This is a genomic window from Nocardioides guangzhouensis (genome assembly GCF_004519545.1).
GTDB lineage: Bacteria > Actinomycetota > Actinomycetes > Propionibacteriales > Nocardioidaceae > Nocardioides > Nocardioides guangzhouensis.
This window is the reverse complement of the sequence record NZ_SDKM01000031.1, coordinates 31,032-57,796: the sequence shown is the minus strand read 5'-3', so window position 1 is coordinate 57,796 and position 26,765 is coordinate 31,032. Positions and strand designations below refer to the sequence as shown.

Sequence of the window (26,765 nt, the reverse complement as noted above, 5' to 3'; positions counted from 1 at the left end):
GGTCGTGGGCCACGGCGTGGCGTTCGGCCGAGGTGCGGGGCGGATCTTCCGTGTAGCGGATGGTGGGGGCGTGAAGGGACACGAGTCACCACTCCCAATAGCGTGGTGGGGTACTCGCCGTCGTCTTCAGCAAGCGTCTGCAGCGTGCGTACCCGGTCAGGGGCTGCGCATGCCCTCTCCTCCAACGGCTACCAGCACACCCCAAACCGCGTGCGGACCGCGCATTCGGGTACCGCACCGCCATGGACGAGACAGGCATCACCGACCTGACGGCCCGGTCGTGGAAGTACGTCGTGCGCAAGACCACGCGCGAGTTCCTCCGCGACCGGTGCCCGGACCTGGCGGCTGCGCTCACCTACTACGGCGTGCTCGCGCTCTTCCCGGCCGCGATCGCCCTGCTGTCAGTGATCGGGCTGGTCGGCAACGGCCGGGACGCGGTGGACGCCGTCCTCGGCGTCCTCGACGACCTCCAGGCGGGCACGGTCGCCGACACGATCGAACCGACGCTCGTCGACCTCAGCCGGGGACCGGGTGCCGGCTGGGCGCTGGTCCTGGGCCTGGGCGGGGCGTTGTGGTCCGCGTCCGGCTACGTCGGCGCCTTCGGACGCGCCATGAACGAGATGTACGACGTGCGCGAAGGGCGGCCGTTCTGGAAGCTGCGGCCCCTCATGGTCCTGCTGACCGCCCTCCTCGTCGTGCTCAGCGCGGCCATCCTGCTCGGCCTGGTGGTGTCCGGCCCCGTCGCGGACGCGATCGGCAGCGCCCTCGGCATCGGCGGGACCGCGGTCACGCTGTGGGGGATCCTCAAGTGGCCGGTGCTGCTGGTCCTCGTCGCCGTGATCATCGCCCTGCTCTACTGGGGCACCCCGAACGTCCGCTACCCCCGGTTCCGGTGGATCAGCCCGGGGGCCGGCGTCGCGATCGTGGCCTGGGTGGTCGGGTCCGCGGCCTTCGGGCTCTACGTGACCTACCTGGGTTCCTTCTCGCACACCTACGGCCGGCTGGCCGGCGCCATCGTGTTCCTGCTGTGGCTGTGGGTGACCAACCTCGCGCTGCTGTTCGGGGCCGAGCTCGACGCCGAGATCGAACGGGGTCGCGAGCTGCAGGCCGGCCTGCGGGCCGAGGAGTCGCTCCAGCTCGAGCCGCGGGACGCGAGCGGGATCGAGAAGGCCGAGCAGCGCGAGCAGGACGACGTACGGTCGGCCCGCGAGATCCGGGAGGCGCACGAGACCGCGCCGGACCGGCACCAGGACCCCGAGCCGCGCGAGGATCAGGTCAGCCGAACACGTTGAGGCGGCGCTTCCAGCCGCGCTTCCCCTGCGCCCGGTCCGCCACGGCTCCGGCGGCCTTGCTGCTCCGCTTCGCCGCGGTGCGCCCGGCCTTCCGCCCGCGGCTCGCAGCGTCGTCCGCCGCCGACACCGCCTTCTTCCGGCGGGATCGGAGCCCCTTCTTGGTCTCCCGCACCGGGTGGGCCACCTCCTTCGGCAGCATCAGCCGCACGGCGGTGCCCATGAGGCGGCGCGACAGCATGAGCAGCGGGATGCCGAGTGGCAGCAGGATCAGCGTGACGCAGAGCAGCAGGGCCACCAGCCCCAACACCCCCGCCAGGATCCACAGCAACGAGGCCGCCAGGCCCTTGAGAATCCGCATCGGACGACTCCCTCCTCGAAACCTCCCCGACCTGGTCCGGGTACCCCGTTCGCGATCCGGCACACCCGGACGTCACTGCGAGCCGACTGCGAGACCACCCGCAGGGGTGGCCCGGACCACACCACCGAAACCACACGTGTGTTGCCACGGCCTTTGGGTACGGACCGGTAGCGCCGCGGGGAACCGCCGCACTGAAGACCGGTGCGCGGTGGGCGCTGGGAACGCGTCACCGACTGGTGGCGACAGGGAGCTCAGAGGGAGAGGCATGTCTGCCGCAACCAAGATCGGGCTGGGTGTAGCCGCTGGCTACATGCTCGGCCGCACGAAGAAGCTGAAGCTGGCGATCACCGTCGGGAGCATGTTGGCCGGCCAACGCATCGCCACCGACCGTCGGGGCCTGATGCAGCAGGGCGCCCAGCTCATCGAGGGCAACCCCGAGCTGCGCAAGCTGCGTGACCAGCTCACCGGCACGATGTTCGAGGCGGCGAAGGCGGCCGCCATCACGACTGCGACGTCGCGCCTCGAGGGCGTGACCAAGCAGCTCCAGGCCGGGGTCCTCCCGGACGAGGGCGACGACGAGGGCGACGACGAGTACGCCGAGGACGAGTACGTCGACGACGAGGGCGGCGACGCGCGTGGCGACGAGGGCGGCGACGAGGCCGGCGACGAGGCCGGCGACGAGGCCGGCGACGAGGCCGGCGACGAGGCCGAGGAGCCCGAGGAGCCCGCCGACGAGGCGGAGGACGACGCCGGCGACGAGCCCAGCGAGGACGAACGACCGGCACGCCGTACCCGCAAGACCGCGTCCCGCGCCACCAAGCGGACGCAGGGCACCGCGCGCAGGGCCACCGGGACCGCGAAGAAGGCCGCGCCCCGCAAGACCAGCTCCTCCGGCGGCGCCGCGAAGAAGGCGACCTCGGGTGCGCGATCCGCCACCGGGTCCACGGCCAAGAAGACCGCGCCCGCCAAGAAGACCGCCAAGACCGCCGCCAGGAAGACCGCGGCGAAGAAGGCCCCGGCCAAGAAGACGGCCGCCAAGAAGGCACCTGCGAAGAAGTCGTCGAGCCGCAGCGGTTCCCGCTCGCGCAGCACCTCGAGGAGCTGATCGGACATGGCAACCACCGAAAAGAACACGGAGGCGATGGACAAGCTCCGCGGCGTCTCCCAGGACCTGCTGAAGGCGCTCGGCGAGAAGGCCCTGAGCACCGCCGGTGAGAAGCTCACGGGTGCCACGGACAAGCTGCAGTCGGTCGCCGACGGCGGCCCGATCGGCAAGGCCGTCGCCAAGGGCGCCGAGGCCAAGGTCAAGGGCGACTCGCCCGTGATGGGCGGCATCAAGGGCATGGCCTCCGGGCTGAAGGACAAGGTCACCGGCGGTGGCCAGAGCTCGGGCGGCGGCAAGGCCACCAAGTCGACGAACATCGTCGAGACCATCGACGTGGGTGTCCCCGTGTCGGTCGCCTACAACCAGTGGACCGAGTTCGGGGCCTTCCCGAGCTTCATGAAGAAGGTCGAGAACGTCGAGGCCCCGGACGACAACAAGATCACGTTCAAGGCCCAGATCTTCCTCAGCCACCGCAGCTGGGAGGCGACGATCCTCGAACAGATCCCCGACGAGCGGATCGTGTGGCGCTCGAAGGGCCAGAAGGGCCACGTCGACGGCGCGGTCACCTTCCACGAGATCGGGCCCAACCTGACCCGGATCCTGGTCGTGCTCGAGTACTACGCCCAGGGACTGTTCGAGAAGACCGGCAACATCTGGGAGGCCCAGGGCCGCCGTGCCCGCGCCGAGATCCGGCACTTCCGCCGCCACGTGATGACCCGGACCATCCTCGACCCGGACGAGGTCGAGGGCTGGCGCGGCCGGATCGAGGACGGCGAGGTCGTCGAGACCCACGAGGAGGCCCTCGAGCGCGAGGAGCAGGAGCGCGAGGAGGCCGAGTACGACGAGTACGGCGACGAGGAGGGTGCCGAGGAGGGCGCCGAGGACGAGCCGGTCGACGAGGACGGCGAGTACGACGAGTCCGCCGAGGACGAGCCGGTCGACGAGGAGGCGGAGTACGCCGAGGAGGCCGACGAGGAGCCCGAGGAGGGCGACTACGAGGAGGAGCCCGTCGACGAGGAGGCCGAGTACGAGGAGGAGCCCGAGGAGGGCGACTACGAGGAGGAGCCTGCCGACGAGGAGGCCGAGTACGAGGAGGAGCCGGAGGAGGAAGAGGAGCCTCGCCGCCGGCGCCGTGCCAGCTAGCAGCCAGCCCACATCCGAGAACGACCGGAAGGACTCACAGTGACCGTTCAGACCTCCCAACGACGCGGCGGGGGCTACCTCGAGCGACCTGCTCCGAGCGGGCTGGCCGACGTCGTCGAGATCATCCTCGACAAGGGCATCGTCATCGACGCCTACGTCCGGGTCTCGCTGGTGGGCATCGAGCTCATCACCATCGACGCCCGCATCGTGATCGCCAGTGTCGACACCTACCTGCGCTTCGCGGAGGCCACCAACCGGCTCGACCTCTACGAGAAGGGCGGGCAGCCGCTGACCGAGGCCATCGGAGACCTCCAGGAGAGCGGTGCGGCGAAGAAGGTGGGCGGCGCCGTCAAGGGTGTGAAGAAGGCCCTCAAGCCGGGCGACGACGACGAGCGGCCGGCCAAGAAGTCCAGCTCGAGGCGGCGACAGTCCGAGAATGCCTGAGCAGACGACAGTCGAGCAGGCCGTCGAGCACCGTCCGGACGCGGGCCGCTACGTCTATGCCGTGCTGCCCGCGTCCGGCGTGCCCGAGCAGGAGCTGACCGGGATCGACGAGGCCCCGGTGGAGTACGTCGCCCTCGGGGGCCTCGTGGCCGCCACCACCGCCGTCGCGCTCGATCGCACCTTCGGTCGGCGGGCCGACCTGCTGGCCCACAGCAAGGTGGTCGAGCAGCTGGCGCGGGAGACGTCGACCGTGCCGGTCCGGTTCGGTTCCGTGCTCATCGACAGGGACAGCGTGGTCAGCGACCTGCTCGGCCCGAGCGAGCCCTGGTTCACCGAGGCGCTGGCCGCCCTGGAGGGGGTCGAGCAGTTCTCGCTCCGCGCGACGTACGACCGCGACCAGGTGCTGGCCGAGATCGTGCGGGCCGACCCGCGGGTCGCCGACCTCCGGGCCCGGACCCGCGACCTGCCGGACGGGGCGATGCACCCGGACCTGGTCGCGCTCGGTGAAGCGGTCGCGACGGCCTGGGAGCACAAGCGCGTGGAGGAGAGCCAGGCCCTCCTCTCGCACGTGACCCCGCTGGTCGCGGACCTGCGCGTGAAGCCGGTCTCCGGCGACCACGTGCTCGACGTCGCGCTGCTGGTCGAGCGCACGCGCCGCGACGAGCTCGAGGCGGTGCTCGAGGACGTGGCCGCGGCCGTGCACGAGCGGATCCGGATCCGGCTCATGGGCCCGCTCCCGCCGTACGACTTCGTGGGGGACGGGCCGTGGGTCTGATCACCGGGATCCTCGGGCTGCCCCTGGTCCCGGTGCGCGGCACCATCTGGGTCGCCGACCAGGTCCTCCAGCAGGCCGAGGAGGACTACTACGACCCGGGCCGCATCCGTGACCAGCTCGAGCTGGTCGAGCGGCAGCGACAGGACGGCACGATCACCGAGGACGAGGCGGCGGCCTGGGAGGAAGAGCTGATCGAGCGACTGATGACCGGACAGGAACGACGCAGAGAGAGGGATTCCTCGTGACCACCAGCAGAACACGCAAGACCAGCTCGGGTGGCCAGTCGACGACGTCCGAGGCCGGTAGCAGCGACTCCGGCGACACCGGCTCCGGGACCGGGGCGAAGAAGACGACCAAGAGGACGAGCTCGAGCTCCTCGCGCAAGCGGGCCTCGGCCCCCCGGGCGGAGGCCAGGCCCCGGCTCAAGGGGCCGCAGGCAGCGGCCGAGGGATCGCGCCAGCTCCTCGAGCTCACCGGCAAGGACGTCGAGGGCGTCACCGCCCTCGAACGCACGGACGACGGCTGGAAGGTCCAGGTGGAGGTGCTGGAGCTGAGCCGGATCCCGGCGACCACCGACGTGCTCGCGCTCTACGAGCTCGAGGTCGACGAGCAGGGGTCGCTCGACGCCTACCGCCGGCTGCGCCGCTACGTCCGCGGGACCCCCGGGGAGGAGTGACATGACGGACGCCCAGACCCCGGTCGGCACGCGGGCCTCGGGCCTCCCGACCAACCAGGGGCCCTACTCGCGCCCGCAGCCGGCGAACCTCGCCGACATCCTCGAGCGCGTGCTCGACAAGGGCATCATCATCGCGGGCGACATCCGGGTGAACCTGCTCGACATCGAGCTCCTCACGGTGAAGATCCGGCTGCTCGTGGTCTCCGTCGACAAGGCCCAGGAGATGGGGATCGACTGGTGGCGCAACGACCCGATGTTCAACGCCCGCGCCGAGGACCTGGCGAACGAGAACCGCGAGCTCAAGCAGCGTCTCAAGGAGCTCGAGCCGGGCTCGGGCACGGAGGAGGACTGATGAGCGGCGGCCTCTACCTGTTCGCGGTCTCGCGCGGGCTTCCCGAGGGTGCGCTGTCCGCGGTCACCGGCTTCGACGGCGAGCACCTCCGGCTCGTGCGGTCCGGGGACCTGCAGGCCGTGGTGTGCGCGGTCGACCTCGCCGAGTTCGGCGAGGCGGCCCTGCCGAGGAACCTCGAGGACCTGCGCTGGGTGGAGCACGTCGCCCGCACCCACGACGAGGTGGTGCGGGCGGTCGCCCGCCACGCCGAGGCCGCCCCGATGCGGCTGGTCACCATCTACGCCGACGAGGACGGCGTACGCCGGCAGCTGGACCGGGTGCACGACGACCTGGTGGCCGCGCTCGACCGGGTCACCGGTCGCTCCGAGTGGGGCGTCAAGGTCTACGCACGGCCCGGCGAGCCGCCGGCCGCGCCGGCACCCCGCGAGGCGAGCGGGGCCGCGTACCTCCAGCGGAAGCGCGAGGCCGCCCAGGCCCGCCGTACCGCCGACGAGCAGGTGGAGCACGTCGCCCGCGCGCTGCACGAGGCCCTGAGCGGCGCCACCGTGGCGGCCCGGGTGCTGGCGCCGCAGGACCCGCGGCTCAGCGGGCGCCACGAGCGGATGATCCACAACGGCGCCTACCTGGTCCCGGAGGAGCGGGCCGACGAGTTCCAGGCCACCGCCACCCTGCTCGGGTCGTCGCGGCCCGACCTCATCGTGGAGCTGCAGGGGCCCTGGCCGCCGTACTCCTTCGCCGTGCTGGAGACCGGGTGACCGTCACCGAACCCGCCCGCGCGACCGGCGTCGAGCCCGTCGGGTCCGGCCCCGGCGGGCAGATCGCGCTGGTCGACCTGCTCGACCGCCTGCTCGGCACGGGAGTCGTGCTGGCCGGCGACGTCGTGATCTCGCTGGCCGGTGTGGACCTGGTGCAGGTCCGCCTGCACGCCCTGATCACCAGCGTGCGCTCCGAGATGGGCGCCGGGATGCGGGTCGGGGACGACTGTGACCTCTGACGAGCGGCACCTCCTGACCCAGCGGATCGAGTCGGACCCCGAGTCGGTGCAGCGGGACCTGTTCAAGCTGGTGCTCACCCTGGTCGAGCTGGTCCGGCAGCTGATGGAGGCCCAGGCCATCCGTCGCGTCGACGAGGGTGACCTGACCGACGACCAGGTCGAGTCCCTCGGGGTCGCGCTGATGCACCTCGAGGACGCCATGGAGGAGCTGAAGCAGCGCTTCGACCTCACGGCGGAGGACCTCAACATCGACCTCGGGCCGTTGGGGCCGCTGCTGCGCAGCGACCCCTGACCCGCGGTCAGGCGAACGCGGTGACGCGTGCCAGCAGGTCCAGGCTCGGGAACTGGTCCGCCCGGATCTTGTCGAGCAGGATGTCGGTGTAGGTCGGCACGTCCTCGGGACGCAGCAGGCCCTCGATCATGTCCAGCATCGTGACCGAGGGGTACGGGTCCTCCTCGACCTTCTCCAGCAGGACCCGGAGCACCTCGTGGTGCAGGTCCGTCGCGTCGTCAGCCATGTGTCGTTTCCTCCCTCGTGTGGTTCCCGCGGACGTACCCATCGCGCCCGAGATCAAGCCCGGTACGCCGATGCCGTTCTGTGCGGCGCGCGGGCGGGGAGGACACATGAAGGCGCCGCCCGAGCGGCTCTGACGAGCGGGGTCTCGAGCGGCGCCGACGCGGCCGTGCGGGGTTGCATCGGAAGAGCGGCCGCGGCGCCGCCTTCGTACCCGTCCGTTGCGTCGCCAAGCAGCTGGTCTGGACGGCGGCGGCCTGGGCGTCAGAGATCACCACGGATCACCGTGATCGCCAGCTCCACCGGGGTGACGCCGGCCCGGGCCGCCGCCCTGTGCAGGTGCTGCCGTGCCGCGTCCGGGGCGATCTCCAGGTCGCGGGCCAGGATCTCGGCCGCCTGGGCGACCAGGATGGAGCCGGCGACCTTGCGCGGTGCCCGGGTCGCGGACGCCAGCGAGGCGAAGGAGAGGTCGGCGTTCGTGACGGCGCCCTCCGCCCATGCACCCAGCACGTCGGCCAGCTCCTCGTGCTGCCCGCCGAACGCGTTGGGCGACCCGCCGTACAGGCTGACCGCGCCGACCAGGCGGTCGTGGTCGAAGACCGGCATCGACAGCGTCGAGGCCACCCCTCGGGCCGAGCTCTCGAGCGAGAGGCGCCGCCAGCGACGCTCGTCCAGGACGTCGGCTGGCTCCTGGTCCGCCCCGGGCGCCGCTGCGTCGTCGGGGGACCGTGGGGTGCCGGAGTCGTCGACGAGGTACTGGAGGGCGTCGAGCAGCACGAACTCGCTGGGGTTCGCGACCAGGGTCAGGGTCACGTCGTGGTCGAGGAGCGCCAGGCTGATGCCCAGGCAGTCGGGAACCAGCTCGCGCACGCGGCTGGCCTTGCTCCGCAGGTCCGGCAGAAGATCCTGGTCGGTCTGGAAGCGTAGGAGCCGTGCCGCCTTCGACGTCTCGGGCAGAGGTTCCATGCCCCGACGTACCCGCTGAGCCGCGTCCCATACCCCGGCCCCGTGGCGGAGCCAGACCGGTGCGGGGCCGCAGTTGCCCGGGAGCACGAAACCCCGGGTCCGTGGGACCCGGGGTTCTCGTTGGTGTCCGAGGGGGGACTTGAACCCCCACGCCCTAATACGGGCACTAGCACCTCAAGCTAGCGCGTCTGCCAATTCCGCCACCCGGACGAGTGCGGGTGGAACTGTAGCAAGGAACCGCGCGGATCCTCACATCGGCCCCTCACTCCGCAGATGTCAGGATGGACGCATGGCTGACCAGGACCAGACCGGCACCCAGGGACCGTCGTACGACCCCGCCGCTGAGGTGGTCGAGCTCTGTCGGGAGCTGATCCGGATCGACACCTCCAACTACGGCGACGAGGAGGGTCCGGGGGAGCGGAAGGCGGCCGAGTACGTCGCCTCGCTGCTCGACGAGGTGGGCATCGAGAGCAACCTCTACGAGTCCGAGCCGGGGCGCACATCGCTCGTCGCCCGGTGGGGTGACGGGCCCGGCGAGCCGCTGCTGCTGCACGGCCACCTCGACGTCGTACCGGCCGCCGCGGAGGACTGGCGGGTCGACCCGTTCTCGGGGGAGATCCAGGACGGCTACGTCTGGGGCCGCGGCGCCGTCGACATGAAGGACTTCGACGCGATGGCGCTCTCGGTGGTGCGGGCCCGGGCCCGGGCCGGCGTGCCGCCGCCGCGGCCGATCGTGCTCTGCTTCACCGCCGACGAGGAGGCCGGCGGGCACAAGGGTGCCGAGCACATCGTCGACAACCACGCGGACGAGATCGCCGACTGCACCGAGGCCGTGGGCGAGGTGGGCGGCTTCAGCACCACCGTCCGCGGGAAGCGGATCTACCTCGTCGAGGCCGCCGAGAAGGGCATGGCCTGGATGCGGCTGACCGCCCGTGGCCGGGCCGGGCACGGCTCGATGATCAACCACGACAACGCGATCACCGAGCTGGCCGGCGCCGTCGCCCGGATCGGCGCCCACGAGTGGCCGGTGCGGCTGACCCCCGCCATGGAGGTACTGCTCGCCTCGGTGGCCGGGATCGCCGGCACCGAGGCGACGCCGGAGAACGCCGAGGAGCTCGTCTCGGAGTTCGAGAGCTCCGCCCGGATGCTGGGCGCGGTGATCCGCAACACCGCCAACCCGACCATGCTCGGCGCCGGCTACAAGGTGAACGTGATCCCGACCGAGGCCACCGCGCACGTAGACGGGCGGTTCCTGCCCGGGTTCGAGGACGAGTTCTTCGCCACCCTGGCCGAGCTCTGCGGCGACAACGTGTCCTGGGAGTTCGTCTCCAAGCAGCAACCGTGGGACTCGCCGTACGAGACGTCGCTGGTCGAGGCGATGACCCAGTCGATCCTGGCCGAGGACCCCGACGGCATCGTGGCGCCGTACCTCATGAGCGGCGGCACCGACGCCAAGCACTTCCGCAAGCTCGGCATGTCGTCGTACGGCTTCGCCCCGCTGCGCCTCCCGCGCGACCTCGACTTCGGCGCCCTCTTCCACGGCGTCGACGAGCGAGTTCCGGTCGACGCGCTCGAGTTCGGCGCCCGGGTGTTCGACCGGTTCCTCTCCCAGGCCTGACCCCCGCCCCGGCGTTTCGCACGTTCTGGTCGAAATCCGGCGTGACCTCCAGCCAGAACGTGCGACATGCGCGGGGCGGGGCGGCCCTGGAGGGAGGGCTCCGACGCGGGGCTGTGGATGAGCTCCGCGGAGTGGGCGGCAGTCGGGGCAGCATCACCGCATGGCACGCCACCGGTGGGACCCCGTGTGCCCGGCACCGACCGGGCTGGTGGTCCCCGTGCCCGTCGATCCCCAAGGCCGTCGCGGCCCGACCCGCGCACAGGCTCGCGGCAAGGGATGGCGTACGACGACGCGAGGGCTGTTCGTTCCCGCGGCGACAGCCAACGACATGCCCGAGCAGCGCATTCTCGAGCAGAGCATGCTGTTGCCGACGGTGGGGGCGGTCACCGGCTGGGCGGCGTGCCGGCTCTTCGGCGGCAACTTCTTCGACGGGTTGGCGGGGGACGGGAGCACGCTCCTGCCGGTCCCGCTCTCCATCGGACCCGGCGGCAACATCCGTCAACAGCCCGGGATCGTGTTGTGTTTCGACCGCCTGCCGCTCGTGGACGTCGTCCGGCGCCACGGGATCCGGACCGTCCCGGCGACGCGGGCGACGTTCGACGCGATGCGCCTCGCGTCTGGCGTGCGCTCAGCGGTGGTCGTCCTGGACATGGCGGTGGCCGCCAGCGTCACCTCGATCGAGCGCGTCGCGGCGTACACCCTCGCCCACCCAGGTCTGACAAGGATCGCGCAGGTGCGGACCGCGCTCCCGCTCGGGCGTGAGGGCAGCCGGTCGCCGAGGGAGACCTGCCTGCGCCTGGTCTGGGGCCTTGATGCCGGCCTACCGCGGCCGGAGGTCAACTGTCCGGTCTACGACCGTGAGTCGGGTCGACTGCTCGGCATCGCGGACCTGCTCGACGTCGAGGCCGGACTGGCGGTCGAGTTCGACGGAGCCGACCACCGATCGGTCGGGCAGCACACCAGGGACGTCGAGAAGGACGAGGCGTTCCGGTCCCGGGGGCTCGAGGTCTGCAGGGTCACCGGACCCGACCTGCGCGATCGTGCGCTCGTCGTACGACGTCTCCTCGCGACGCGCCGCAGGGCGCTGTTCGAGCCTACCGAGACGCGGGCGTGGGTCGGCATCCCATTCCCCGACAGCGCCGAGCGCGCGATCGCCGAGCGCGAGCTGCGGGAGGCGCTCCGGTCCGACCTGGCCTCCGGGAGCTGAGGTCTCCCGCGTTTCGCACGTTCTGGTCGAAATCCGGCCACGAACGCAGCCACAACGTGCGAAACGCGGGGATGACTCAGACGTAGAACGGACGCTGCTGGCGGATGATCTTCCGCCGCAGGGTCACCCGCCGGGTGCCGTCGGGGGAGATCCGGACCCGGTCCAGCTCCCAGCCACCGTGCTCGGCCCGTTCGACCAGCAGCTTCGTGACCACGTTGCGCGAGAACTCGCGGGACAGGACCAGCTTGTCGAACTCCCACTCCACCCCGGGGCGGAGGGCACGGCGGGCGGCAGGGTGCATGCGATCAGTCTCCTCCGGACACGTCGTCGAGGGCTTCCACGATCTCAGGGGGCAGACTCAGCTCGTCGATCCCGAGCGACGCCTTGAGCTGCGCGGCGGTGCGGGCGCCCACGATCGGGGCGGTCACGCCGGGACGGTCGCGCACCCACACCAGGGCCACCTCGATCGGGGTCCAGTCGAGGCCCTCGGCGGCCCGGACCACCGCCTCGACCACCCGCTGGGCACGGTCGTCGAGGTAGGTGCCCACGAAGTTCGAGAAGTGCGGGGAGGCGGCGCGGGAGTCGGCGGGCAGGCCGGTGCGGTACTTGCCGGTGAGCACGCCGCGGCCCAGCGGCGACCACGGCAGCACCCCCAGCCCGAGCGCCTGGGCGGCGGGCAGCACCTCCTGCTCGACCCCGCGGCTGAGCAGGGAGTACTCCACCTGCGTGGAGGCGATCGTGGCCCGGCCGGGCACCGCCCGCTGCCAGGTCGCGGCCTGCGCGGTCTGCCAGCCCGAGTAGTTCGAGATCCCGACGTACGACGCCCGGCCGCTGCTGACGGCGAAGTCCAGCGCGCTCAGCGTCTCGTCGAACGGGATGTCGTCGACCCAGGTGTGCACCTGCCAGAGGTCCACGTGGTCGACCTGGAGCCGTGCCAGCGACTGGTCGAGGGTGGCCAGCAGGTGGCCCCGGGAGGTGTTGGTCTCGCGGTGCCCGCGGCGGCGCGAGATGCCGGCCTTGGTGGCCAGCACGATGTCGTCGCGGGGGACCACGTCGCCGACGAGGTTGCCGATCAGCTCCTCGGACGCGCCGTCGCCGTACCCCGCCGCGGTGTCGAGCAGCGTCCCGCCGGCCTCCGCGAAGGCGATCAGCTGGTCCCGGGCCTCGTGCTCGTCGGTGTCACGCCCCCACGTGAGCGTGCCGAGACCCAGCCGGGACACCTTCAGGCCCGTGGCACCCACGGCGCGTTGCTGCATGGGGCAACGGTAACCACCCGACCCGGGGGTGCCGGGCACGGCTCGCCGTCCCCGTAGGCTTCGGTCCCGTGTCCGATCTCCTCCAGGCCATCGTCCTCGGCACCATCCAGGGGCTGACCGAGTTCCTCCCTATCTCGAGCAGCGCACACCTCCGGATCTTCCCGGAGATCTTCGGCTGGGGTGACCCGGGAGCCGCGTTCACCGCGGTGATCCAGATCGGGACCGAGCTGGCGGTGCTCATCTACTTCCGCAAGGACATCTGGCGGATCGCCACCGCGTGGCTGAAGTCGCTGGTGAAGCCGGAGTACCGCGGGTCCCTCGACGCCCGCATGGGGTGGTACGTCATCATCGGCTCGCTGCCGATCGTGGTGCTCGGCATCCTGCTCAAGGACACCATCGAGTCGGAGTTCCGCAGCCTGTGGCTGGTCGGCACCACCCTCATCGTCATGGGCATCGTGCTCGGCATCGCGGACCGGGTGGGCTCGCTGGACCGGACCATGAAGAGCCTGCACGTCTCGCACGCGGTCTACTTCGGCATCGCCCAGTCGATGGCGCTGATCCCGGGTGTCTCCCGCTCCGGCGCGACGATCTCGATGGGCCGCTTCCTCGGGTACGACCGCGAGGCGGCCACCCGCTTCGCCTTCCTGCTGGCGATCCCGGCGGTGATCGGTGCCGGCCTGTTCGAGCTCAAGGAGATTCCGCACGGCGACAACGCCTACGGCTGGGGCCCGACCATCGTGGCCACGGTGGTCTCGTTCGTCATCGGGTACGCCGCCATCGCGTGGCTGCTGCGCTACGTCTCGACCCGGTCCTACCTGCCGTTCGTGATCTACCGGATCTCCCTCGGCGTGCTGGTGTTCGTGCTGCTCGGGACGGGTGCCATCGCGGCCTAGAGCCAGCCGGACTTCTTGAAGAACACGTAGACCCCGAACGAGCTGAGCACCATGAGGCCCAGGGCGAACGGGTAGCCGAGGTACCAGTGCAGCTCGGGCATGTAGTGGAAGTTCATGCCGTAGATCGCGGCGACCAGCGTGGGCGCCGCGACCAGGCCGACGCCGGCCGAGATCTTGCGCATGTCGTCGTTCTGCTGGACGGTCACCCGGGCCAGGTGGGCGTCGAACGCCGACGCGAGCAGCCCGTCGAGGTTGTCGACGACCTCCGCGACCCGGGCGAGGTGGTCGGCGACGTCACGGAAGAACGGCGCAGCCTCGGGGGCCAGCCCGTCGACCGTGCCCTCGGCCGCCTGCCGCATCGGCTCGCGCAGCGGCAGCACCGCGCGGCGTACCTCGGCGATCTCGCGGCGCAGGGTGTAGATCCGCTCGGAGTCGTTGGTGCGCTCGGTGGAGAACACCGACGTCTCGATCTCGTCGACGTCGACCTCGAGCTCGCCGCCGACCCGGGTGTAGCCGTCGACCACGCGGTCGCAGACGGCGTACACGACCGCGGTCGGGCCGTGCCGGAGCACCCGTTTCTTGGCCTCGAGGTGGAGCCGTGCCGAGTGCAGCTCCGAGCCCTGGCCGTGCCGGACCGAGACCACGAAGTCGGGTCCGACGAACAGGTTGATCTCCCCGGTCTCGACGGCGTCGTGCTCGTCGACGTACCAGAGCGTCTTGAGCACCAGGAACAGCGACTCGTCGTAGCGCTCGAGCTTGGGCCGCTGGTGCGCCTTCAGCGCGTCCTCGACCGCCAGCGGGTGCAGGTCGAAGACGCCCGCGACCGCGGAGAGCTCCGCCTGCGACGGCTCGTGGAGGCCGATCCAGACGAAGTCGTTCTCGCCCGTGCAGCGCGCGCGTACGCCGGCGAGGTCGGATGCGTCGCAGTCCAGCGGCACCCGGACGCCGCCGCGGTAGAGCGCGTTGTCGACGATCACGTGGGCGAGGTTACGCCGGATACGCTCGCCCGCATGGCAACCGTGATCCTGGTGCGGCACGGCCGCACGTCCGCCAACGCGACGGGCGTCCTGGCCGGCCGGTCGCGTGGCGTGCGCCTCGACGACGTGGGCACCCCGCAGGCCGAGCGGGTCGGAGCCCGGCTCGCCGGGGTCCGGCTTGCCGGGATCGTGTCGAGCCCGCTGGAGCGCTGCCGGCAGACCGCCGCCGCGATCGCCGCCGCACAGCCCGAGAGGCCGAACGTGACCACCGACCGGGGGTTGCTCGAGGTCGACTACGGCGAGTGGACGGGCCGGCCGCTCAAGGACCTGGCCCGGGAGAAGGCCTGGGCGACCGTGCAGCGCCAGCCGTCAGCCGCCTCGTTCCCCGGCGGCGAGTCGCTGGCCGGCATGGGCGCCCGCGTCTCGGCCGCGGTGCGGCGCCTCGACACGGACCTCGAGGGTGAGCACGGCCCCGGCGCCGTGTGGGTCGCGGTCAGCCACGGCGACCCGATCAAGGCGGTGCTCGCGGACGCGCTCGGCCTCCACCTCGACCAGTTCCAGCGGATCGTGGTCGACCCCGGCTCGGTGTCGTTGGTCCGCTACACCGCCGACCGGCCGTTCGTGCTCGCGTGCAACACCCACGAGGGCGATCTGTCCTGGCTCACCCCACCTCGTCGTACGTCGCGCCGCAGGCGCTCCTCGGACGCGGCGGTCGGCGGCGGCTCGGGCCCGGAATAGGGTGGCGCCATGGCACCTGTCGTCCACGGCTTCGACCCGCCCGAGCGCTTCGTAGCGGGGACCGTCGGCCCGCCCGGCCAGCGCACCTTCTTCCTCCAGGCCCGCGCCGGCGCCAAGCTGGTGAGCGTGGCGCTGGAGAAGCAGCAGGTCCAGGTGCTCGCGGAGCGCATCGACGACCTGCTCGACGAGCTCATGAGCAACGACGCCACGCAGGGCATCATCCCGGCGGTGGCTCCGCTCGACCTCGACGACGCGGAGCCGCTGGAGCAGCCGATCGAGGAGGAGTTCCGGGCCGGGACCATGACCCTGTCGTGGGACGCCTCCGACGAGCGGATCGTGATCGAGGTGTTCCCGTTCAACGAGGCCGCCGTGGTCGCCCCGGACCAGGTCGACGAGGACTTCCAGGAGCCGGAGCCCGAGGAGGTGCTCGTGGTCCGGATCCCCGCCGGTGACGCCCGCGCGTTCGTGAAGCGCGCCGAGCAGGTGGTCGGCGCCGGCCGCCCCAGCTGCCCGTTCTGCGGCAACCCGATCGACCCCGAGGGCCACCTGTGCGTCCGGGCCAACGGGTTCCGCCGTCGCGACCCTGCCACGTGACGGCCCCCCTTGGGTGAGGCGGAGGGAGAGGCTCGATGACCGTGGCCGGTCCGGCGACCGCGGACCAGCTCCTCGACGGCGAGATCGAGCTGGTCGGCCGGGTCATGCCAGCCTCCAACGCGACGTTCATCGGCACCCTGGGCGACCTGCAGGTGGTCTACAAGCCGGTGGCGGGGGAGCGGCCGCTCTGGGACTTCCCCGACGGCACGCTCGCCGGCCGTGAGGTCGCGGCGTACGCCGTCTCCGATGCGCTGGGCTGGGGGATCGTGCCGACCACGGTGCTCCGCGACGGCCCGCACGGACCCGGCATGGTGCAGGCCTGGGTGGAGCCCGACGAGGACCTCGCACCGGTCGACGTGGTGCCCGTGGACGTGCTGCCCGACGGCTACCTCCACGTGCTCGACGCGCTCGGCCCGGACGACGAGCCGGTCGCGCTGGTCCACGAGGACACCCTGGCGCTGCGCCGGATGGCGGTCTTCGACGTGGTCGTCAACAACGGCGACCGCAAGGGCGGCCACGTGCTGGCCACCGCCGACGGCAGCCGGTACGGCGTCGACCACGGCGTCTCCTTCCACGTGGAGAACAAGCTGCGCACCGTGCTCTGGGGCTGGCTCGGCCGGCGCCTCACCGACGAGGAGCGGCAGGGCGTGGCCGCGGTGCGCGGCGACCGGGACCTGCTGGAGCGCCTCGGCACGCTGGTGAGCGACCGGGAGGTGGACGCGTTCGTCCGCCGCTGTGACCGGCTGCTGGCGAAGGACGTCTTCCCGTCGCCCTCGACGGAGTGGCCGGCCATCCCGTGGCCGGCGTTCTGAGCGGGGTTGGTTAGGCTTCCGGCCATGCGCACGTGGTCTGCCCCGGAGGTTCCCCCGCTCCCCGTGACGGGCCCCGCGGTCCGGCTCCACGACACCTCCACCGGGACGCTCGTCGAGACCCGTCCCGAGGGGCCCGCCCGGCTCTACGTCTGCGGCATCACGCCGTACGACGCGACCCACATGGGCCACGCCGCGACGTACGTCGCCTTCGACCTGCTCAACCGGGCCTGGCGGTCGGCGGGCCACGACGTCACCTTCGTGCAGAACGTCACCGACGTGGACGACCCGCTGCTCGAGCGGGCCACCAAGGTCGACGTCGACTGGCAGGAGCTGGCCGAGCGCGAGACCCAGCTGTTCCGGGACGACATGGAGGCGCTGCGGGTGCTCCCGCCGGCGCACTACATCGGCGCGGTGGAGTCGATCCCGCTGGCGATCGCCCTGATCGAGAAGCTGGTGGACGCCGGGGCGACGTACACCGTCGACACCGACCTCTACTACTCGGTCGCCGCCGACGAGGCGTTCGGCGCCGAGTCCGGCTGGGAGCGCGAGCAGATGCTGGCGATCTACGCCGAGCGGGGGGGAGACCCCGACCGGGCCGGGAAGAAGGACCCGCTGGACTGCGTGCTGTGGCGCGGGGAGCGCGAGGGTGAGCCGTCGTGGGAGAGCCCGTTCGGCCGCGGACGCCCCGGCTGGCACATCGAGTGCTCGGCGATCGCGCTGGAGCACCTCGGCCACGCCTTCGACGTGCAGGGCGGCGGGTCCGACCTGGTCTTCCCGCACCACGAGATGAGCGCCGGGCACGCCCAGGTGGCGTTCCCCGGGCACCGCTTCGCGCAGGCCTACGTGCACGCCGGGATGGTCGGGTACGACGGCGAGAAGATGTCGAAGTCGCGGGGCAACCTGGTCTTCGTCTCCGCCCTCCGGATGAGCGAGGTCGACCCGATGGCGATCCGGCTGGTGCTGCTGCGCCAGCACTACCGCTCGGACTGGGAGTGGACCGACCAGCTCCTGTGGGACGCCGTCGACACGCTGGACGCCTGGCGGCTGGCCGTGGCGGCCGGCGCCGGCGCCCCCGTCGGTCCGGTCGTCGAGGCGGTGCTCTCGGACCTCGCCGACGACCTCGACGCCCCGGCCGCGGTCGCGGCCGTCCAGGCCTGGGCCGAGGCCACCCGGGCCGGGGACACCAGCGACCCGGACGCCGGGGCCGGAATCCGGGCGCTCGCCGACGCCGCGCTGGGGCTGGCCCTCTGAGCTTCCCCCGCCCTCCCCGTCCGGCGCACTAGGCTGGAGGGGTGATCGAGATCGACGACCTTCCCGACCTGGTCGACCCCGTGGTGATCGCCGCGTTCGAGGGCTGGAACGACGCCGCGGACGCCGCGTCCGGGGTGATCGACCACCTCATGGACGTGTGGTCGGCGCGCATCGTCGGCACGGTGGACCCGGAGGAGTTCTACGACTACCAGGTCAACCGGCCGGTCGTGGCGACCGACGAGCGCGGCCACCGCAGGATCACCTGGCCCGGCACCCAGATCGCGGTCGCCTCCCCGCCCGACCTCGACCGCGACATCATCCTGATCCGCGGCCTGGAGCCGAACATGCGGTGGCGCCAGTTCTGTGCAGAGCTGCTGGCCGCGTGCGACGAGCTCGGCGGCCAGCTGGTGGTGACCCTGGGCGCCCTGCTCGCGGACACCCCGCACACCCGTCCGATCCCGGTCACCGGGACGGCCACGGAGCCGGAGCTGGTGGACCGGCTCAAGCTGGAGCAGTCGACCTACGAGGGGCCGACCGGCATCGTCGGGGTGTTCCAGGACGCCTGCGTCCAGGTCGACATGCCAGCGGTGTCCTACTGGGCGGCGGTGCCGCACTACGTCGCCCAGCCGCCGTGCCCGAAGGCGACGCTGGCGCTGCTCGGCCAGCTCGAGGACCTGCTCGAGGTGTCCGTCCCGCTCGGCGACCTGCCCGAGGACGCCCGGGCCTGGGAGCGCGGCGTCGACGAGCTGGCGCAGGAGGACGAGGACATCGCCGACTACGTGCGGGCCCTGGAGGAGACCCGCGACACCACGGACCTCCCGGAGGCGTCGGGAGAGGCGATCGCCCGCGAGTTCGAGCGCTACCTCAAGCGCCGGGGGACCGACGGCCAGTCCTGAGACCCGCATGTCATCATGCGGGAAGGGTGTCCACGTGTCGGGACACCCTCCGTACGCTGGGTCGGGACCCACACCCGGGGCCGCACTGACGCACACCGAGAGGATCCTCTGTGCCGGAGACGAACGCCCGCCCTGACGCGACCGCGGAGCTGACCGCGGCGCTCGCCGATCGCATCCTCGTGATCGACGGCGCGATGGGCACGCTCATCCAGGGGCACGGGCTCGGCGAGGAGGAGTACCGCGGGGCGCACTTCGGCGACCACCACCGGGACCTCAAGGGCAACTCCGACCTCCTGTCGATGACCCAGCCGGACATCATCCGCCAGATCCACACGACGTACCTCGAGGCCGGTGCGGACATCATCTGCACCAACACCTTCACCGCGACCAGCATCGCCCAGCTCGACTACGGGCTGGAGGAGCACTGCTACGAGATCAACCGGCAGGCGGCGGCCCTGGCCCGCGCGGCCGCGGACGAGGCCGGCACCCCCGACCACCCGCGGTACGTCGCGGGCTCGCTCGGCCCGACCAACCGCACCGCCTCGATCTCCCCGGACGTCAACGACCCGGGCGCCCGCAACGTGACCTTCGACCAGCTGGTCGCGGCGTACCTCGAGGAGGCGGAGGGGCTGGTCGACGGCGGCGTCGACCTGCTGCTGGTCGAGACCATCTTCGACACCCTCAACGCCAAGGCCGCGATCTTCGCGCTCGAGACCCTCTTCGACCAGCGCGGGCGCCGCTGGCCGGTGATCATCTCCGGCACCATCACCGACGCCAGCGGGCGCACCCTCTCCGGCCAGACCACCGAGGCCTTCTGGAACTCGGTGCGCCACGTCCGCCCGCTCGCGGTCGGCCTCAACTGCGCGCTGGGCGCCGAGGAGATGCGTCCCTACGTCCAGGAGCTGGCCCGGCTCGCGGACACCTTCGTCTCCTGCCACCCGAACGCCGGGCTGCCCAACGAGTTCGGCGAGTACGACCAGACGCCCGAGGACATGTCCGGCGTGCTCGGCCAGTTCGCCGCCGACGGCCTGGTCAACCTGGTCGGGGGATGCTGCGGCACCACGCCGGAGCACATCGCGGCGATCGCGGACGCCGCCAAGGGAGTCGCGCCGCGAGCGGTCCCGGAGGCCTTGCCGGCGATGCGGCTCTCGGGGCTGGAGCCGTTCAACCTCACCGACGCGTCGCTGTTCGTCAACGTCGGCGAGCGCACCAACATCACCGGGTCGGCCCGGTTCCGGAACCTCATCAAGGACGGCGACTACGACACCGGGCTGACGGTGGCCGCGCAGCAGGTCGAGAACGGCGCCCAGGTCATCGACGTCAACATGGACGAGGGCATGATCGACGGCGTCGCCGCGATGGACCGCTTCCTCAAGCTGGTCGCCTCCGAGCCCGACATCAGCCGGGTTCCGGTGATGGTCGACTCGTCCAAGTGGGAGGTCATCGAGGCCGGCCTGAAGTGCCTGCAGGGCAAGGCGATCGTCAACTCGATCTCCATGAAGGAGGGCGAGGAGCCGTTCCGCGAGCACGCCCGGCTGTGCCGGAAGTACGGCGCCGCTGTGGTCGTGATGGCCTTCGACGAGGACGGCCAGGCCGACAACCTCGAGCGACGCAAGCAGGTCTGCGAGCGCGCCTACCGGATCCTGGTCGACGAGGTCGGCTTCCCGCCCGAGGACATCATCTTCGACCCCAACGTCTTCGCGGTCGCCACGGGCATCGAGGAGCACGCGACGTACGGCGTGGACTTCATCGAGGCGACCCGCTGGATCAAGCAGAACCTCCCCGGAGCCAAGGTGTCCGGCGGCATCTCCAACGTCTCCTTCTCCTTCCGCGGCAACAACCCGGTCCGCGAGGCGATCCACGCGGTGTTCCTCTACCACGCGATCGAGGCCGGGCTCGACATGGGCATCGTCAACGCGGGCGCCCTCGCGGTCTACGACGAGGTCGACGCGGAGCTCCGCGAGCGCATCGAGGACGTGGTGCTCAACCGCCGCGCGGACGCGACCGAGCGGCTGCTGGAGATCGCCGAGCAGCACCGGGGGAGCGGCGACGCCGCCGACGAGAAGGCCGCGGCGGAGTGGCGCTCGATGCCGGTCGCCGACCGGGTCACGCACTCCCTGGTCAAGGGCATCGACGCGCACGTCGAGGACGACACCGAGGAGCTGCGGGCGGCCGTGGTCGCGCGCGGCGGCCGCACCATCGAGGTGATCGAGGGCCCGCTCATGGACGGCATGAACGTGGTCGGCGACCTGTTCGGCGCCGGCAAGATGTTCCTGCCCCAGGTCGTGAAGAGCGCCCGGGTCATGAAGAAGGCGGTCGCCTACCTCATCCCCTTCATCGAGGAGGAGAAGGCCAGGGACCCGGAGCTGGCGAAGGCCAAGGACACCAACGGCACCATCGTGATGGCGACCGTGAAGGGCGATGTCCACGACATCGGCAAGAACATCGTCGGGGTGGTGCTGCAGTGCAACAACTACGAGGTGATCGACCTCGGGGTGATGGTGCCCGCGCAGAAGATCCTCGACACCGCCCGCGAGCACGAGGCCGACCTCATCGGCCTGTCCGGCCTGATCACCCCGTCGCTGGACGAGATGGTCAACATGGCCACCGAGATGCAGCGGCAGGGCTTCGAGATCCCGCTGCTGGTCGGCGGTGCCACCACGTCCCGGGCGCACACGGCCGTGAAGGTGGAGCCGAAGTACGACGGCCCGGTGGTGTGGGTCAAGGACGCGTCGCGGTCGGTCCCCACCGCGTCGGCACTGCTCTCCGACGAGCAGCGGCCGAAGCTGCTGGCGGACATCAAGGCCGACTACGACTCGCTGCGGGCCCGGCACGCCGCCAAGCACGACCGGCCGATCCTGCCGCTGGCCCGGGCCCGCGAGAACGCGACACCGATCGACTGGAGCGGCTACGTCCCGCCCGCGCCGAAGCAGCCGGGCGTGCACGTGCTCGACGACTACGACCTGTCCGAGCTGCGGGAGTTCATCGACTGGCAGCCGTTCTTCAACGCCTGGGAGATGAAGGGGAAGTTCCCCGACATCCTCAACAACCCCTCGACCGGCGAGGCCGCGCGCAGGCTCTACGACGACGCCCAGGCGATGCTCGACGGGATGATCGCCGAGAAATGGATCACCGCGCGCGGCGTCTACGGCTTCTGGCCGGCGGTCGGCCGGGGCGACGACACTGAGCTGACCACCGACGGCGGCCCGGTCGTGCTGCACCACCTGCGCCAGCAGGGGGAGCACCGTCCCGGCGTGCCCAACCGGTCGCTGGCCGACTTCGTGGCACCGGCGGAGACCGGCCTGACCGACCACGTGGGCGGCTTCGCGGTGACGGCCGGCATCGGCCTGCCGGAGAAGGTCGCGGCGTTCAAGAAGGACCTCGACGACTACTCCGCGATCCTGCTGGAGTCGCTCGCGGACCGGCTGGCCGAGGCCTTCGCCGAGCGGCTGCACCAGCGGGTGCGCACCGAGCTGTGGGGGTACGCCGCCGACGAGACGCTCGACAACGACGACCTCATCGCCGAGCGCTACCGGGGCATCCGGCCGGCGCCGGGCTACCCGGCCTGTCCCGAGCACACGGAGAAGCGGACGCTCTGGTCGCTGCTCGACGTCGAGGCCAGCACCGGCATCGAGCTCACCGACTCGATGGCCATGTGGCCGGGCGCCTCGGTCAGCGGCTGGTACTTCTCCCACCCGCAGTCGCAGTACTTCGTGGTCGGGCGCCTCGGTCGCGACCAGGTCGCCGACTACGCCGAGCGCAAGGGCTGGACCCTCGCGGAGGCCGAGCGCTGGCTCTCGGCCAACCTCGGCTACGACCCGGAGGACTGAGCGGGGTGGGTGAGTACGCGGCGGTGCTCTGGGACATGGACGGCACGCTCGTCGACACCGAGCCGTACTGGATCGAGACCGAGTACGCCATCGCCGAGCGGCACGGAGGCAGCTGGAGCGAGGAGCACGCGCTCAACCTGGTCGGGAACGACCTGCTCGACTCGGGCCGCTACATCCGCGAGCACATGGGCATCGACCTCGAGCCGGCCCAGATCGTCGAGGAGCTGCTCGACGGAGTCGTGGCCAGGGTCGAGCGTGAGGTGCCGTGGCGGCCCGGTGCGGTGGACCTGCTGGCCGACCTCAACCGGGCCGGCGTGCGCTGCGCCCTGGTCACCATGTCGTGGCGGCGGTTCGTCGCGCCGATCCTGGCCGCGCTGCCACCGGACACGTTCGAGGCGGTCGTGACCGGCGACGCGGTCAGCAACGGGAAGCCGCACCCCGAGCCGTACCTCACCGCGGCCGGCATCCTCGGCGTCGAGCCGGCCGACTGCCTCGCGATCGAGGACTCCAACACCGGGGCCCGCTCCGCAGAGTCCGCCGGCTGCACCGTGCTGGTCGTGGAGAACCACGTGCCGGTGCTCCCTGGCGAGCGGCGGGTGTTCCGCGAGACCCTCGTCGGCACGACGTACGACGACCTCCCGGCGCCGGCACGCTAGCCTCCCGACATGGCGATCTACCTGGTGGGCGGCGACCCGTCGACCTGCCCCACCGCTGGCCTCCTCGACGGCTTCCGCGCCGAGGTGGCAGCCCGTGAGGGCGCGCTGGTCGTGGTGCTGGTCGAGACCGAGGGCGTCCTCGAGCGCCACCTCCCGAGCTACACGGGCCTGGCCGGCCCCGGCGTCGAGATCCGCGCGGTGCTGATCGGTGACGACGCCGAGGTGGCGCCCGAGAGCTTCGAGGGCGCGGCCGGCATCGTGGTGGCCGGCGGCTCGACGCCCCGGTACCACGCGGGGCTGCACGACGTGGCCGGCGTCGTCCGGTCGGCCGTGGCCGGGGGCACGCCGTACGCCGGGTTCTCGGCCGGGGCGATGGTCGCCGGGGACACCTCGCTGGTCGGCGGGCACCGGATGGGCACCCTGGAGGTGGTGCACGAGGACTGCTCGGAGGGCCTGACCCAGATCGCCCTCGAGTCGGGGCTCGGGCTGGTGCGATTCACCAGCGACGTCCACGCCGCCCAGGCGGGGACGCTCAGCCGCGCGGTCGCGATCGTCGACAACGGCTGGGTCACCCGGGCGGTGGCCATCGACGAGGACACCGTGCTGGTCGTGGGCGAGACCGGGATGCGCGTGGTCGGCACCGGCTCGGTGTGGTTCTGCGAGGCCGAGCCCGTGCACGCGGTGCGGATCATCCGCCGCTCCGCCGGACCCGTGGACCTCCCCGGCTGGCTCCGCTGACCGTTGAGTCGCGCCCCGCTGCGCGTTGAGTTGCGCCCCGCTGCGCGTCGACTCGCGCCTCGCAGGGTGTTTGAGCTGCGTCAGAACGTGCCGGTCGTGTCCTCGCGGCCGCGCGTCGACGCGCGGCGGCGGGTGACCCGGGCCGCCTTGCGGCGACTGTGCCGTCGGCGCTCCTCACGGGTGCGCTGGTCCTCGTGGGTGAGCTGCTCGATGACGAAGCCCCAGTGGCTCATGGTGTCCTCCTGACCTCGGTGCGACTGGCTTGTTCGACACCAGTCATGACGCTACGCCGGTGTCGCCACCGCTGCAACTGGTATTCGCGTTATGCTGGTGTCGCACCCTGTTGGCCCGCAGACCGCGGACGACCCGAGGAGCGCTGGTGAGCACCGTAGACCTGCCCCGTCCCGACGTACCTGCCTCGGTCGCCGTGGTGCGCGACTTCGTCAACACCACCGATCACGAGACGGCGAGCGACGAGCTGGACAGCCGGGCGGCGCTCGGGCGCTACCTGCGCAGGGAGGGCCTGCTGACCGGCTCGGCCCGGGCCACCGCCGACGACCTCGACCTCGCGTTGCGCCTGCGGTCGGGGCTGCGGCGCGCCCTGGAGCTGAACCACGACGGGGGAGGGGCGGACCTGCCGGCCCTGGCCGCGGCGCTCGCCGACCTGCCGATCGCGCTGACGTGGGCGGGTAGCGCCCCGGTCCTCGGCGCCGACGCCGCGGGCGTGCGCGGGGCGCTCGCCCGGATCGGGATCGCCGCCCACGAGGCGGCTGCCGCCGACCAGTGGTGGCGCCTGAAGATCTGCTCGTTCGACGAGTGCGAGTGGGCCTACTACGACCGCTCCAAGAACCGTTCACGTTCCTTCTGCGAGTACGGCTGCGGGAACAAGCTGAAGACCCGTGCGTACCGGGCCAGGCAACGTGCCCGAACCCCCGGCTGAGGAGCCGGTCGCGGGACTACATTGAGTCATGGCCAGCTCGCTGATCGTGCTCATCCGGGGGTCGGTGATCGGCGAGGACCACGTGATGACCACGCCGTACGGCCGACGCCGGGTGACGTACGCCGACTACACCGCCTCCGGGCGCGCGCTCTCCTTCCTCGAGGACTTCATCCGCGACGAGGTCCTCCCCAGCTACGCCAACACCCACACCGAGTCCAGCGGCACCGGCCTGCAGACCACGCGCCTGCGCGAGCAGGCCCGCCGGATCATCCACGACGCGGTCCGCGGCGACGACGACACCGTCGTGATCTTCGCCGGGTCCGGGTGCACCGGCGCCATCTCGAAGCTGATCGGCGTGCTCGGCCTGCGGATCCCCTCGGCGATGGAGGACCGCTACCACCTCACGCAGCACATCCCGCGGGACGAGCGGCCGGTGGTGTTCATCGGCCCCTTCGAGCACCACTCCAACGAGATCCCGTGGCGTGAGTCGATCGCCGACGTGGTGACCATCCACGAGGACCACGACGGCGGCATCGACGTCGCACAGCTGCGCGAGGAGCTCGAGCGGTACGCCGACCGGCCGCTGCGGATCGGCTCGTTCTCGGCCGCCTCGAACGTCACCGGGATCGTGGCCCCGACCGCCGAGATCGCCACCCTGCTCCACGAGCACGGAGCCCTGAGCTTCTGGGACTTCGCCGCCGCGGCGCCGTACGTCGACATCGACATGACCTCGCCCGACCCGGACCTGCCGCTGGCGTACAAGGACGCGCTCTTCCTCTCGCCGCACAAGTTCATCGGCGGCCCGTCGACCCCCGGGGTCCTGGTCGCCCGGCGCGAGCTGTTCGCCAACCGGGTGCCGGAGACGCCGGGTGGCGGGACCGTGCTCTACGTCAACCCCGACGAGCACCGCTACCTCGACGACCCCGAGCACCGCGAGGAGGGCGGCACCCCGGCGATCATCGAGGCGGTGCGGGCCGGCCTGGTGTTCCAGCTCAAGGCCGCGGTCGGAGTTCCGACGATCCGGCGGATGGAGGAGGAGTTCCTCTCCCGGGCGATCAAGGCCTGGCTGGCCGAGCCCACCATCGAGCTGCTCGGCAACCTCGACGCCGAACGCCTCTCGATCGTCTCGTTCGTGGTGCGCTCGCCGTCCGGGCGCTACCTGCACCACAACTTCGTGGTCGCCGTGCTCAACGACCTGTTCGGCGTCCAGTCCCGTGGCGGCTGCTCGTGCGCCGGCCCCTACGGCCACCGGCTGCTCGGGATCGACCTCGACCGCTCCCACGAGTTCGAGCGCGAGATCGCCGGCGGCTGCGAGGGGATCAAGCCGGGCTGGGTCCGGGTGAACTTCAACTACTTCATCTCCGACACCGTCGCCGACTACATCGTGGAAGCGGTCCGGATGGTGGCCCGCGACGGCTGGAAGCTGCTCGGCGACTACCTCTTCGACCCGGTCACCGGGCGCTGGCGGCACCGCGCCGGTGTGGTCGAGCCGCCGATCAGCCTGTACGACGTCCGGTACGACGACGGGTCGGTGTCGATGCCCACCAACTGCCTCGACGCGGGCGAGGAGATGCTGGCCCAGCAGCTCGAGGACGGAGCCGCGATCCTGGCGGCCGCGGTCGGGCCGGACCTGGACCGACACCCCGGCGAGGTGAGCGCCGACTTCGAGCACCTCCGGTGGTTCGACCTCCCCGCGGACGCGATCGACGTACGCCCGCGCTGACCCCGTCGGGAGCGGGC

The 26,765-nt window shown here is 71.6% G+C and carries 31 protein-coding genes and 1 tRNA gene; 24 read left to right on the top strand and 8 right to left on the bottom strand.

The features are described 5' to 3' along the window. Window positions 1–242: 242 nt before the first annotated feature. Window positions 243–1,292: a YihY/virulence factor BrkB family protein gene (locus tag EKO23_RS18705; RefSeq protein WP_134719648.1), complete on the top strand. Its 1,050-nt coding sequence runs from the start codon at window positions 243–245 to the stop codon at window positions 1,290–1,292. Here the strand turns inward: EKO23_RS18705 and EKO23_RS18700 are convergent. Next, the gene (locus tag EKO23_RS18700) at window positions 1,276–1,650 is read right to left on the bottom strand and encodes a hypothetical protein (protein WP_134719647.1); all 375 of its coding nucleotides are present in this window, start codon (window positions 1,648–1,650) and stop codon (window positions 1,276–1,278) included. The two genes, EKO23_RS18705 and EKO23_RS18700, sit on opposite strands and share 17 nt — an antisense overlap. A gap of 265 nt (window positions 1,651–1,915) precedes the next feature. Between EKO23_RS18700 and EKO23_RS25405 the strand changes: the two genes are divergently transcribed. The 10 genes from EKO23_RS25405 to EKO23_RS18650 are packed head-to-tail and all read left to right on the top strand — an operon-like array spanning window position 1,916 to window position 7,431. After that, complete coding sequence (locus tag EKO23_RS25405; RefSeq protein WP_167880550.1) at window positions 1,916–2,755, top strand: histone protein; 840 nt, start codon at window positions 1,916–1,918, stop codon at window positions 2,753–2,755. A 6-nt stretch (window positions 2,756–2,761) separates the two neighbouring features. Then, complete coding sequence (locus EKO23_RS18690) at window positions 2,762–3,898, top strand: SRPBCC family protein (RefSeq protein WP_134719646.1); 1,137 nt, start codon at window positions 2,762–2,764, stop codon at window positions 3,896–3,898. 39 nt (window positions 3,899–3,937) lie between these two features. Beyond that, window positions 3,938–4,342 carry a gas vesicle protein GvpJ gene (gene gvpJ, locus EKO23_RS26740; RefSeq protein WP_134719645.1) on the top strand — a complete coding sequence of 135 codons (405 nt, stop codon included), beginning with the start codon at window positions 3,938–3,940 and terminating at the stop codon, window positions 4,340–4,342. Next, a complete protein-coding gene (locus EKO23_RS18680) occupies window positions 4,335–5,117 on the top strand; it encodes a GvpL/GvpF family gas vesicle protein (protein ID WP_134719644.1) in 783 nt (260 codons plus the stop codon). The genes gvpJ and EKO23_RS18680 overlap by 8 nt, the downstream gene beginning before the upstream one ends. Beyond that, window positions 5,108–5,362, top strand: a complete 255-nt coding sequence (locus EKO23_RS18675; protein ID WP_134719643.1) for a gas vesicle protein GvpG — start codon at window positions 5,108–5,110, stop codon at window positions 5,360–5,362. Before EKO23_RS18680 ends, EKO23_RS18675 begins: the two co-directional genes overlap by 10 nt. Next, window positions 5,359–5,793, top strand: a complete 435-nt coding sequence (locus EKO23_RS18670) for a gas vesicle protein GvpO (RefSeq protein ID WP_134719642.1) — start codon at window positions 5,359–5,361, stop codon at window positions 5,791–5,793. The genes EKO23_RS18675 and EKO23_RS18670 overlap by 4 nt, the downstream gene beginning before the upstream one ends. A 1-nt stretch (window position 5,794) precedes the next feature. Beyond that, window positions 5,795–6,145, top strand: coding sequence for a gas vesicle protein (locus EKO23_RS18665; protein WP_134719641.1), 351 nt, complete (start codon window positions 5,795–5,797; stop codon window positions 6,143–6,145). Further along, a complete protein-coding gene (locus tag EKO23_RS18660; protein ID WP_134719640.1) occupies window positions 6,145–6,900 on the top strand; it encodes a GvpL/GvpF family gas vesicle protein in 756 nt (251 codons plus the stop codon). The genes EKO23_RS18665 and EKO23_RS18660 overlap by 1 nt, the downstream gene beginning before the upstream one ends. Then, window positions 6,897–7,139, top strand: a complete 243-nt coding sequence (locus EKO23_RS18655; protein ID WP_134719639.1) for a gas vesicle protein — start codon at window positions 6,897–6,899, stop codon at window positions 7,137–7,139. Before EKO23_RS18660 ends, EKO23_RS18655 begins: the two co-directional genes overlap by 4 nt. Beyond that, window positions 7,129–7,431 (top strand): gas vesicle protein K, encoded by a 303-nt coding sequence (locus EKO23_RS18650; protein ID WP_134719638.1) that lies wholly within the window; start codon window positions 7,129–7,131, stop codon window positions 7,429–7,431. Before EKO23_RS18655 ends, EKO23_RS18650 begins: the two co-directional genes overlap by 11 nt. A gap of 7 nt (window positions 7,432–7,438) precedes the next feature. On the opposite strand, the gene EKO23_RS18645 is transcribed toward EKO23_RS18650, so the two are convergent. The 3 genes from EKO23_RS18645 to EKO23_RS18635 form a co-directional block, all read right to left on the bottom strand. Further along, window positions 7,439–7,657, bottom strand: coding sequence for a hypothetical protein (locus EKO23_RS18645; protein ID WP_134719637.1), 219 nt, complete (start codon window positions 7,655–7,657; stop codon window positions 7,439–7,441). 260 nt (window positions 7,658–7,917) lie between these two features. Further along, window positions 7,918–8,523, bottom strand: coding sequence for a GAF domain-containing protein (locus EKO23_RS18640; protein WP_167880549.1), 606 nt, complete (start codon window positions 8,521–8,523; stop codon window positions 7,918–7,920). A gap of 217 nt (window positions 8,524–8,740) precedes the next feature. Continuing rightward, window positions 8,741–8,829 (bottom strand) — tRNA-Leu (locus EKO23_RS18635). 79 nt (window positions 8,830–8,908) lie between these two features. Here EKO23_RS18635 and EKO23_RS18630 point away from each other — a divergent pair. Further along, window positions 8,909–10,237 (top strand): M20/M25/M40 family metallo-hydrolase, encoded by a 1,329-nt coding sequence (locus tag EKO23_RS18630; RefSeq protein WP_134719635.1) that lies wholly within the window; start codon window positions 8,909–8,911, stop codon window positions 10,235–10,237. 160 nt (window positions 10,238–10,397) lie between these two features. After that, window positions 10,398–11,444 carry a hypothetical protein gene (locus EKO23_RS18625; RefSeq protein ID WP_134719634.1) on the top strand — a complete coding sequence of 349 codons (1,047 nt, stop codon included), beginning with the start codon at window positions 10,398–10,400 and terminating at the stop codon, window positions 11,442–11,444. 76 nt (window positions 11,445–11,520) lie between these two features. Here the strand turns inward: EKO23_RS18625 and EKO23_RS18620 are convergent, their stop codons facing one another. Continuing rightward, the gene (locus EKO23_RS18620; RefSeq protein ID WP_134719633.1) at window positions 11,521–11,745 is read right to left on the bottom strand and encodes a DUF5703 family protein; all 225 of its coding nucleotides are present in this window, start codon (window positions 11,743–11,745) and stop codon (window positions 11,521–11,523) included. Window positions 11,746–11,749: 4 nt separating this feature from the next. Continuing rightward, window positions 11,750–12,700: an aldo/keto reductase gene (locus EKO23_RS18615; protein ID WP_134719632.1), complete on the bottom strand. Its 951-nt coding sequence runs from the start codon at window positions 12,698–12,700 to the stop codon at window positions 11,750–11,752. Between the two features lie 68 nt (window positions 12,701–12,768). Between EKO23_RS18615 and EKO23_RS18610 the strand changes: the two genes are divergently transcribed. Further along, window positions 12,769–13,593: an undecaprenyl-diphosphate phosphatase gene (locus tag EKO23_RS18610; RefSeq protein ID WP_134719631.1), complete on the top strand. Its 825-nt coding sequence runs from the start codon at window positions 12,769–12,771 to the stop codon at window positions 13,591–13,593. Here EKO23_RS18610 and corA read toward each other — a convergent pair. Beyond that, the gene (gene corA / locus EKO23_RS18605; RefSeq protein WP_134719630.1) at window positions 13,590–14,570 is read right to left on the bottom strand and encodes a magnesium/cobalt transporter CorA; all 981 of its coding nucleotides are present in this window, start codon (window positions 14,568–14,570) and stop codon (window positions 13,590–13,592) included. The genes EKO23_RS18610 and corA overlap by 4 nt on opposite strands. A gap of 33 nt (window positions 14,571–14,603) precedes the next feature. On the opposite strand from corA, the gene EKO23_RS18600 reads away from it, so the two are divergent. The 8 genes from EKO23_RS18600 to EKO23_RS18565 all read left to right on the top strand — a co-directional run bounded on the left by EKO23_RS18600 (window position 14,604) and on the right by EKO23_RS18565 (window position 24,085). Then, window positions 14,604–15,308 (top strand): MSMEG_4193 family putative phosphomutase, encoded by a 705-nt coding sequence (locus tag EKO23_RS18600; RefSeq protein ID WP_134719629.1) that lies wholly within the window; start codon window positions 14,604–14,606, stop codon window positions 15,306–15,308. A 9-nt stretch (window positions 15,309–15,317) separates the two neighbouring features. Continuing rightward, window positions 15,318–15,902, top strand: coding sequence for a DUF3090 domain-containing protein (locus EKO23_RS18595; protein ID WP_134719628.1), 585 nt, complete (start codon window positions 15,318–15,320; stop codon window positions 15,900–15,902). A 35-nt stretch (window positions 15,903–15,937) separates the two neighbouring features. After that, window positions 15,938–16,714: an SCO1664 family protein gene (locus tag EKO23_RS18590; protein ID WP_134719627.1), complete on the top strand. Its 777-nt coding sequence runs from the start codon at window positions 15,938–15,940 to the stop codon at window positions 16,712–16,714. A gap of 24 nt (window positions 16,715–16,738) precedes the next feature. After that, on the top strand, window positions 16,739–17,965 hold the full coding sequence (gene mshC / locus EKO23_RS18585) for a cysteine--1-D-myo-inosityl 2-amino-2-deoxy-alpha-D-glucopyranoside ligase (RefSeq protein ID WP_134719626.1): 1,227 nt from the start codon (window positions 16,739–16,741) through the stop codon (window positions 17,963–17,965). Between the two features lie 41 nt (window positions 17,966–18,006). After that, complete coding sequence (locus EKO23_RS18580) at window positions 18,007–18,861, top strand: PAC2 family protein (protein ID WP_134719625.1); 855 nt, start codon at window positions 18,007–18,009, stop codon at window positions 18,859–18,861. Between the two features lie 110 nt (window positions 18,862–18,971). Continuing rightward, window positions 18,972–22,691, top strand: coding sequence for a methionine synthase (gene metH, locus EKO23_RS18575; RefSeq protein ID WP_134719624.1), 3,720 nt, complete (start codon window positions 18,972–18,974; stop codon window positions 22,689–22,691). 5 nt (window positions 22,692–22,696) lie between these two features. After that, window positions 22,697–23,347 (top strand): HAD family hydrolase, encoded by a 651-nt coding sequence (locus EKO23_RS18570; protein ID WP_134719623.1) that lies wholly within the window; start codon window positions 22,697–22,699, stop codon window positions 23,345–23,347. A gap of 9 nt (window positions 23,348–23,356) precedes the next feature. After that, window positions 23,357–24,085 carry a Type 1 glutamine amidotransferase-like domain-containing protein gene (locus EKO23_RS18565; protein WP_134719622.1) on the top strand — a complete coding sequence of 243 codons (729 nt, stop codon included), beginning with the start codon at window positions 23,357–23,359 and terminating at the stop codon, window positions 24,083–24,085. A gap of 80 nt (window positions 24,086–24,165) precedes the next feature. Here the strand turns inward: EKO23_RS18565 and EKO23_RS25400 are convergent, their stop codons facing one another. Further along, window positions 24,166–24,318, bottom strand: coding sequence for a hypothetical protein (locus EKO23_RS25400; RefSeq protein ID WP_167880548.1), 153 nt, complete (start codon window positions 24,316–24,318; stop codon window positions 24,166–24,168). 146 nt (window positions 24,319–24,464) lie between these two features. On the opposite strand from EKO23_RS25400, the gene EKO23_RS18560 reads away from it, so the two are divergent. Further along, window positions 24,465–25,025 carry a CGNR zinc finger domain-containing protein gene (locus EKO23_RS18560; RefSeq protein WP_217702693.1) on the top strand — a complete coding sequence of 187 codons (561 nt, stop codon included), beginning with the start codon at window positions 24,465–24,467 and terminating at the stop codon, window positions 25,023–25,025. 28 nt (window positions 25,026–25,053) lie between these two features. Further along, window positions 25,054–26,748, top strand: a complete 1,695-nt coding sequence (locus EKO23_RS18555; RefSeq protein WP_134719621.1) for an aminotransferase class V-fold PLP-dependent enzyme — start codon at window positions 25,054–25,056, stop codon at window positions 26,746–26,748. The last annotated feature ends 17 nt before the right edge of the window (window positions 26,749–26,765 follow it).

Bases quoted from the DNA above. Each gene is read 5' to 3' on its own strand.
- EKO23_RS18705 (WP_134719648.1), top strand. From the start codon at position 243: ATGGACGAGACAGGCATCACCGACCTGACGGCCCGGTCGTGGAAGTAC.
- EKO23_RS18700 (WP_134719647.1), bottom strand. From the start codon at position 1,650: ATGCGGATTCTCAAGGGCCTGGCGGCCTCGTTGCTGTGGATCCTGGCG.
- EKO23_RS25405 (WP_167880550.1), top strand. From the start codon at position 1,916: ATGTCTGCCGCAACCAAGATCGGGCTGGGTGTAGCCGCTGGCTACATG.
- EKO23_RS18690 (WP_134719646.1), top strand. From the start codon at position 2,762: ATGGCAACCACCGAAAAGAACACGGAGGCGATGGACAAGCTCCGCGGC.
- EKO23_RS18680 (WP_134719644.1), top strand. From the start codon at position 4,335: ATGCCTGAGCAGACGACAGTCGAGCAGGCCGTCGAGCACCGTCCGGAC.
- EKO23_RS18665 (WP_134719641.1), top strand. From the start codon at position 5,795: ATGACGGACGCCCAGACCCCGGTCGGCACGCGGGCCTCGGGCCTCCCG.
- EKO23_RS18660 (WP_134719640.1), top strand. From the start codon at position 6,145: ATGAGCGGCGGCCTCTACCTGTTCGCGGTCTCGCGCGGGCTTCCCGAG.
- EKO23_RS18645 (WP_134719637.1), bottom strand. From the start codon at position 7,657: ATGGCTGACGACGCGACGGACCTGCACCACGAGGTGCTCCGGGTCCTG.
- EKO23_RS18630 (WP_134719635.1), top strand. From the start codon at position 8,909: ATGGCTGACCAGGACCAGACCGGCACCCAGGGACCGTCGTACGACCCC.
- EKO23_RS18625 (WP_134719634.1), top strand. From the start codon at position 10,398: ATGGCACGCCACCGGTGGGACCCCGTGTGCCCGGCACCGACCGGGCTG.
- EKO23_RS18620 (WP_134719633.1), bottom strand. From the start codon at position 11,745: ATGCACCCTGCCGCCCGCCGTGCCCTCCGCCCCGGGGTGGAGTGGGAG.
- EKO23_RS18615 (WP_134719632.1), bottom strand. From the start codon at position 12,700: ATGCAGCAACGCGCCGTGGGTGCCACGGGCCTGAAGGTGTCCCGGCTG.
- EKO23_RS18600 (WP_134719629.1), top strand. From the start codon at position 14,604: ATGGCAACCGTGATCCTGGTGCGGCACGGCCGCACGTCCGCCAACGCG.
- EKO23_RS18595 (WP_134719628.1), top strand. From the start codon at position 15,318: ATGGCACCTGTCGTCCACGGCTTCGACCCGCCCGAGCGCTTCGTAGCG.
- EKO23_RS18590 (WP_134719627.1), top strand. From the start codon at position 15,938: ATGACCGTGGCCGGTCCGGCGACCGCGGACCAGCTCCTCGACGGCGAG.
- mshC (WP_134719626.1), top strand. From the start codon at position 16,739: ATGCGCACGTGGTCTGCCCCGGAGGTTCCCCCGCTCCCCGTGACGGGC.
- EKO23_RS18565 (WP_134719622.1), top strand. From the start codon at position 23,357: ATGGCGATCTACCTGGTGGGCGGCGACCCGTCGACCTGCCCCACCGCT.
- EKO23_RS25400 (WP_167880548.1), bottom strand. From the start codon at position 24,318: ATGAGCCACTGGGGCTTCGTCATCGAGCAGCTCACCCACGAGGACCAG.
- EKO23_RS18555 (WP_134719621.1), top strand. From the start codon at position 25,054: ATGGCCAGCTCGCTGATCGTGCTCATCCGGGGGTCGGTGATCGGCGAG.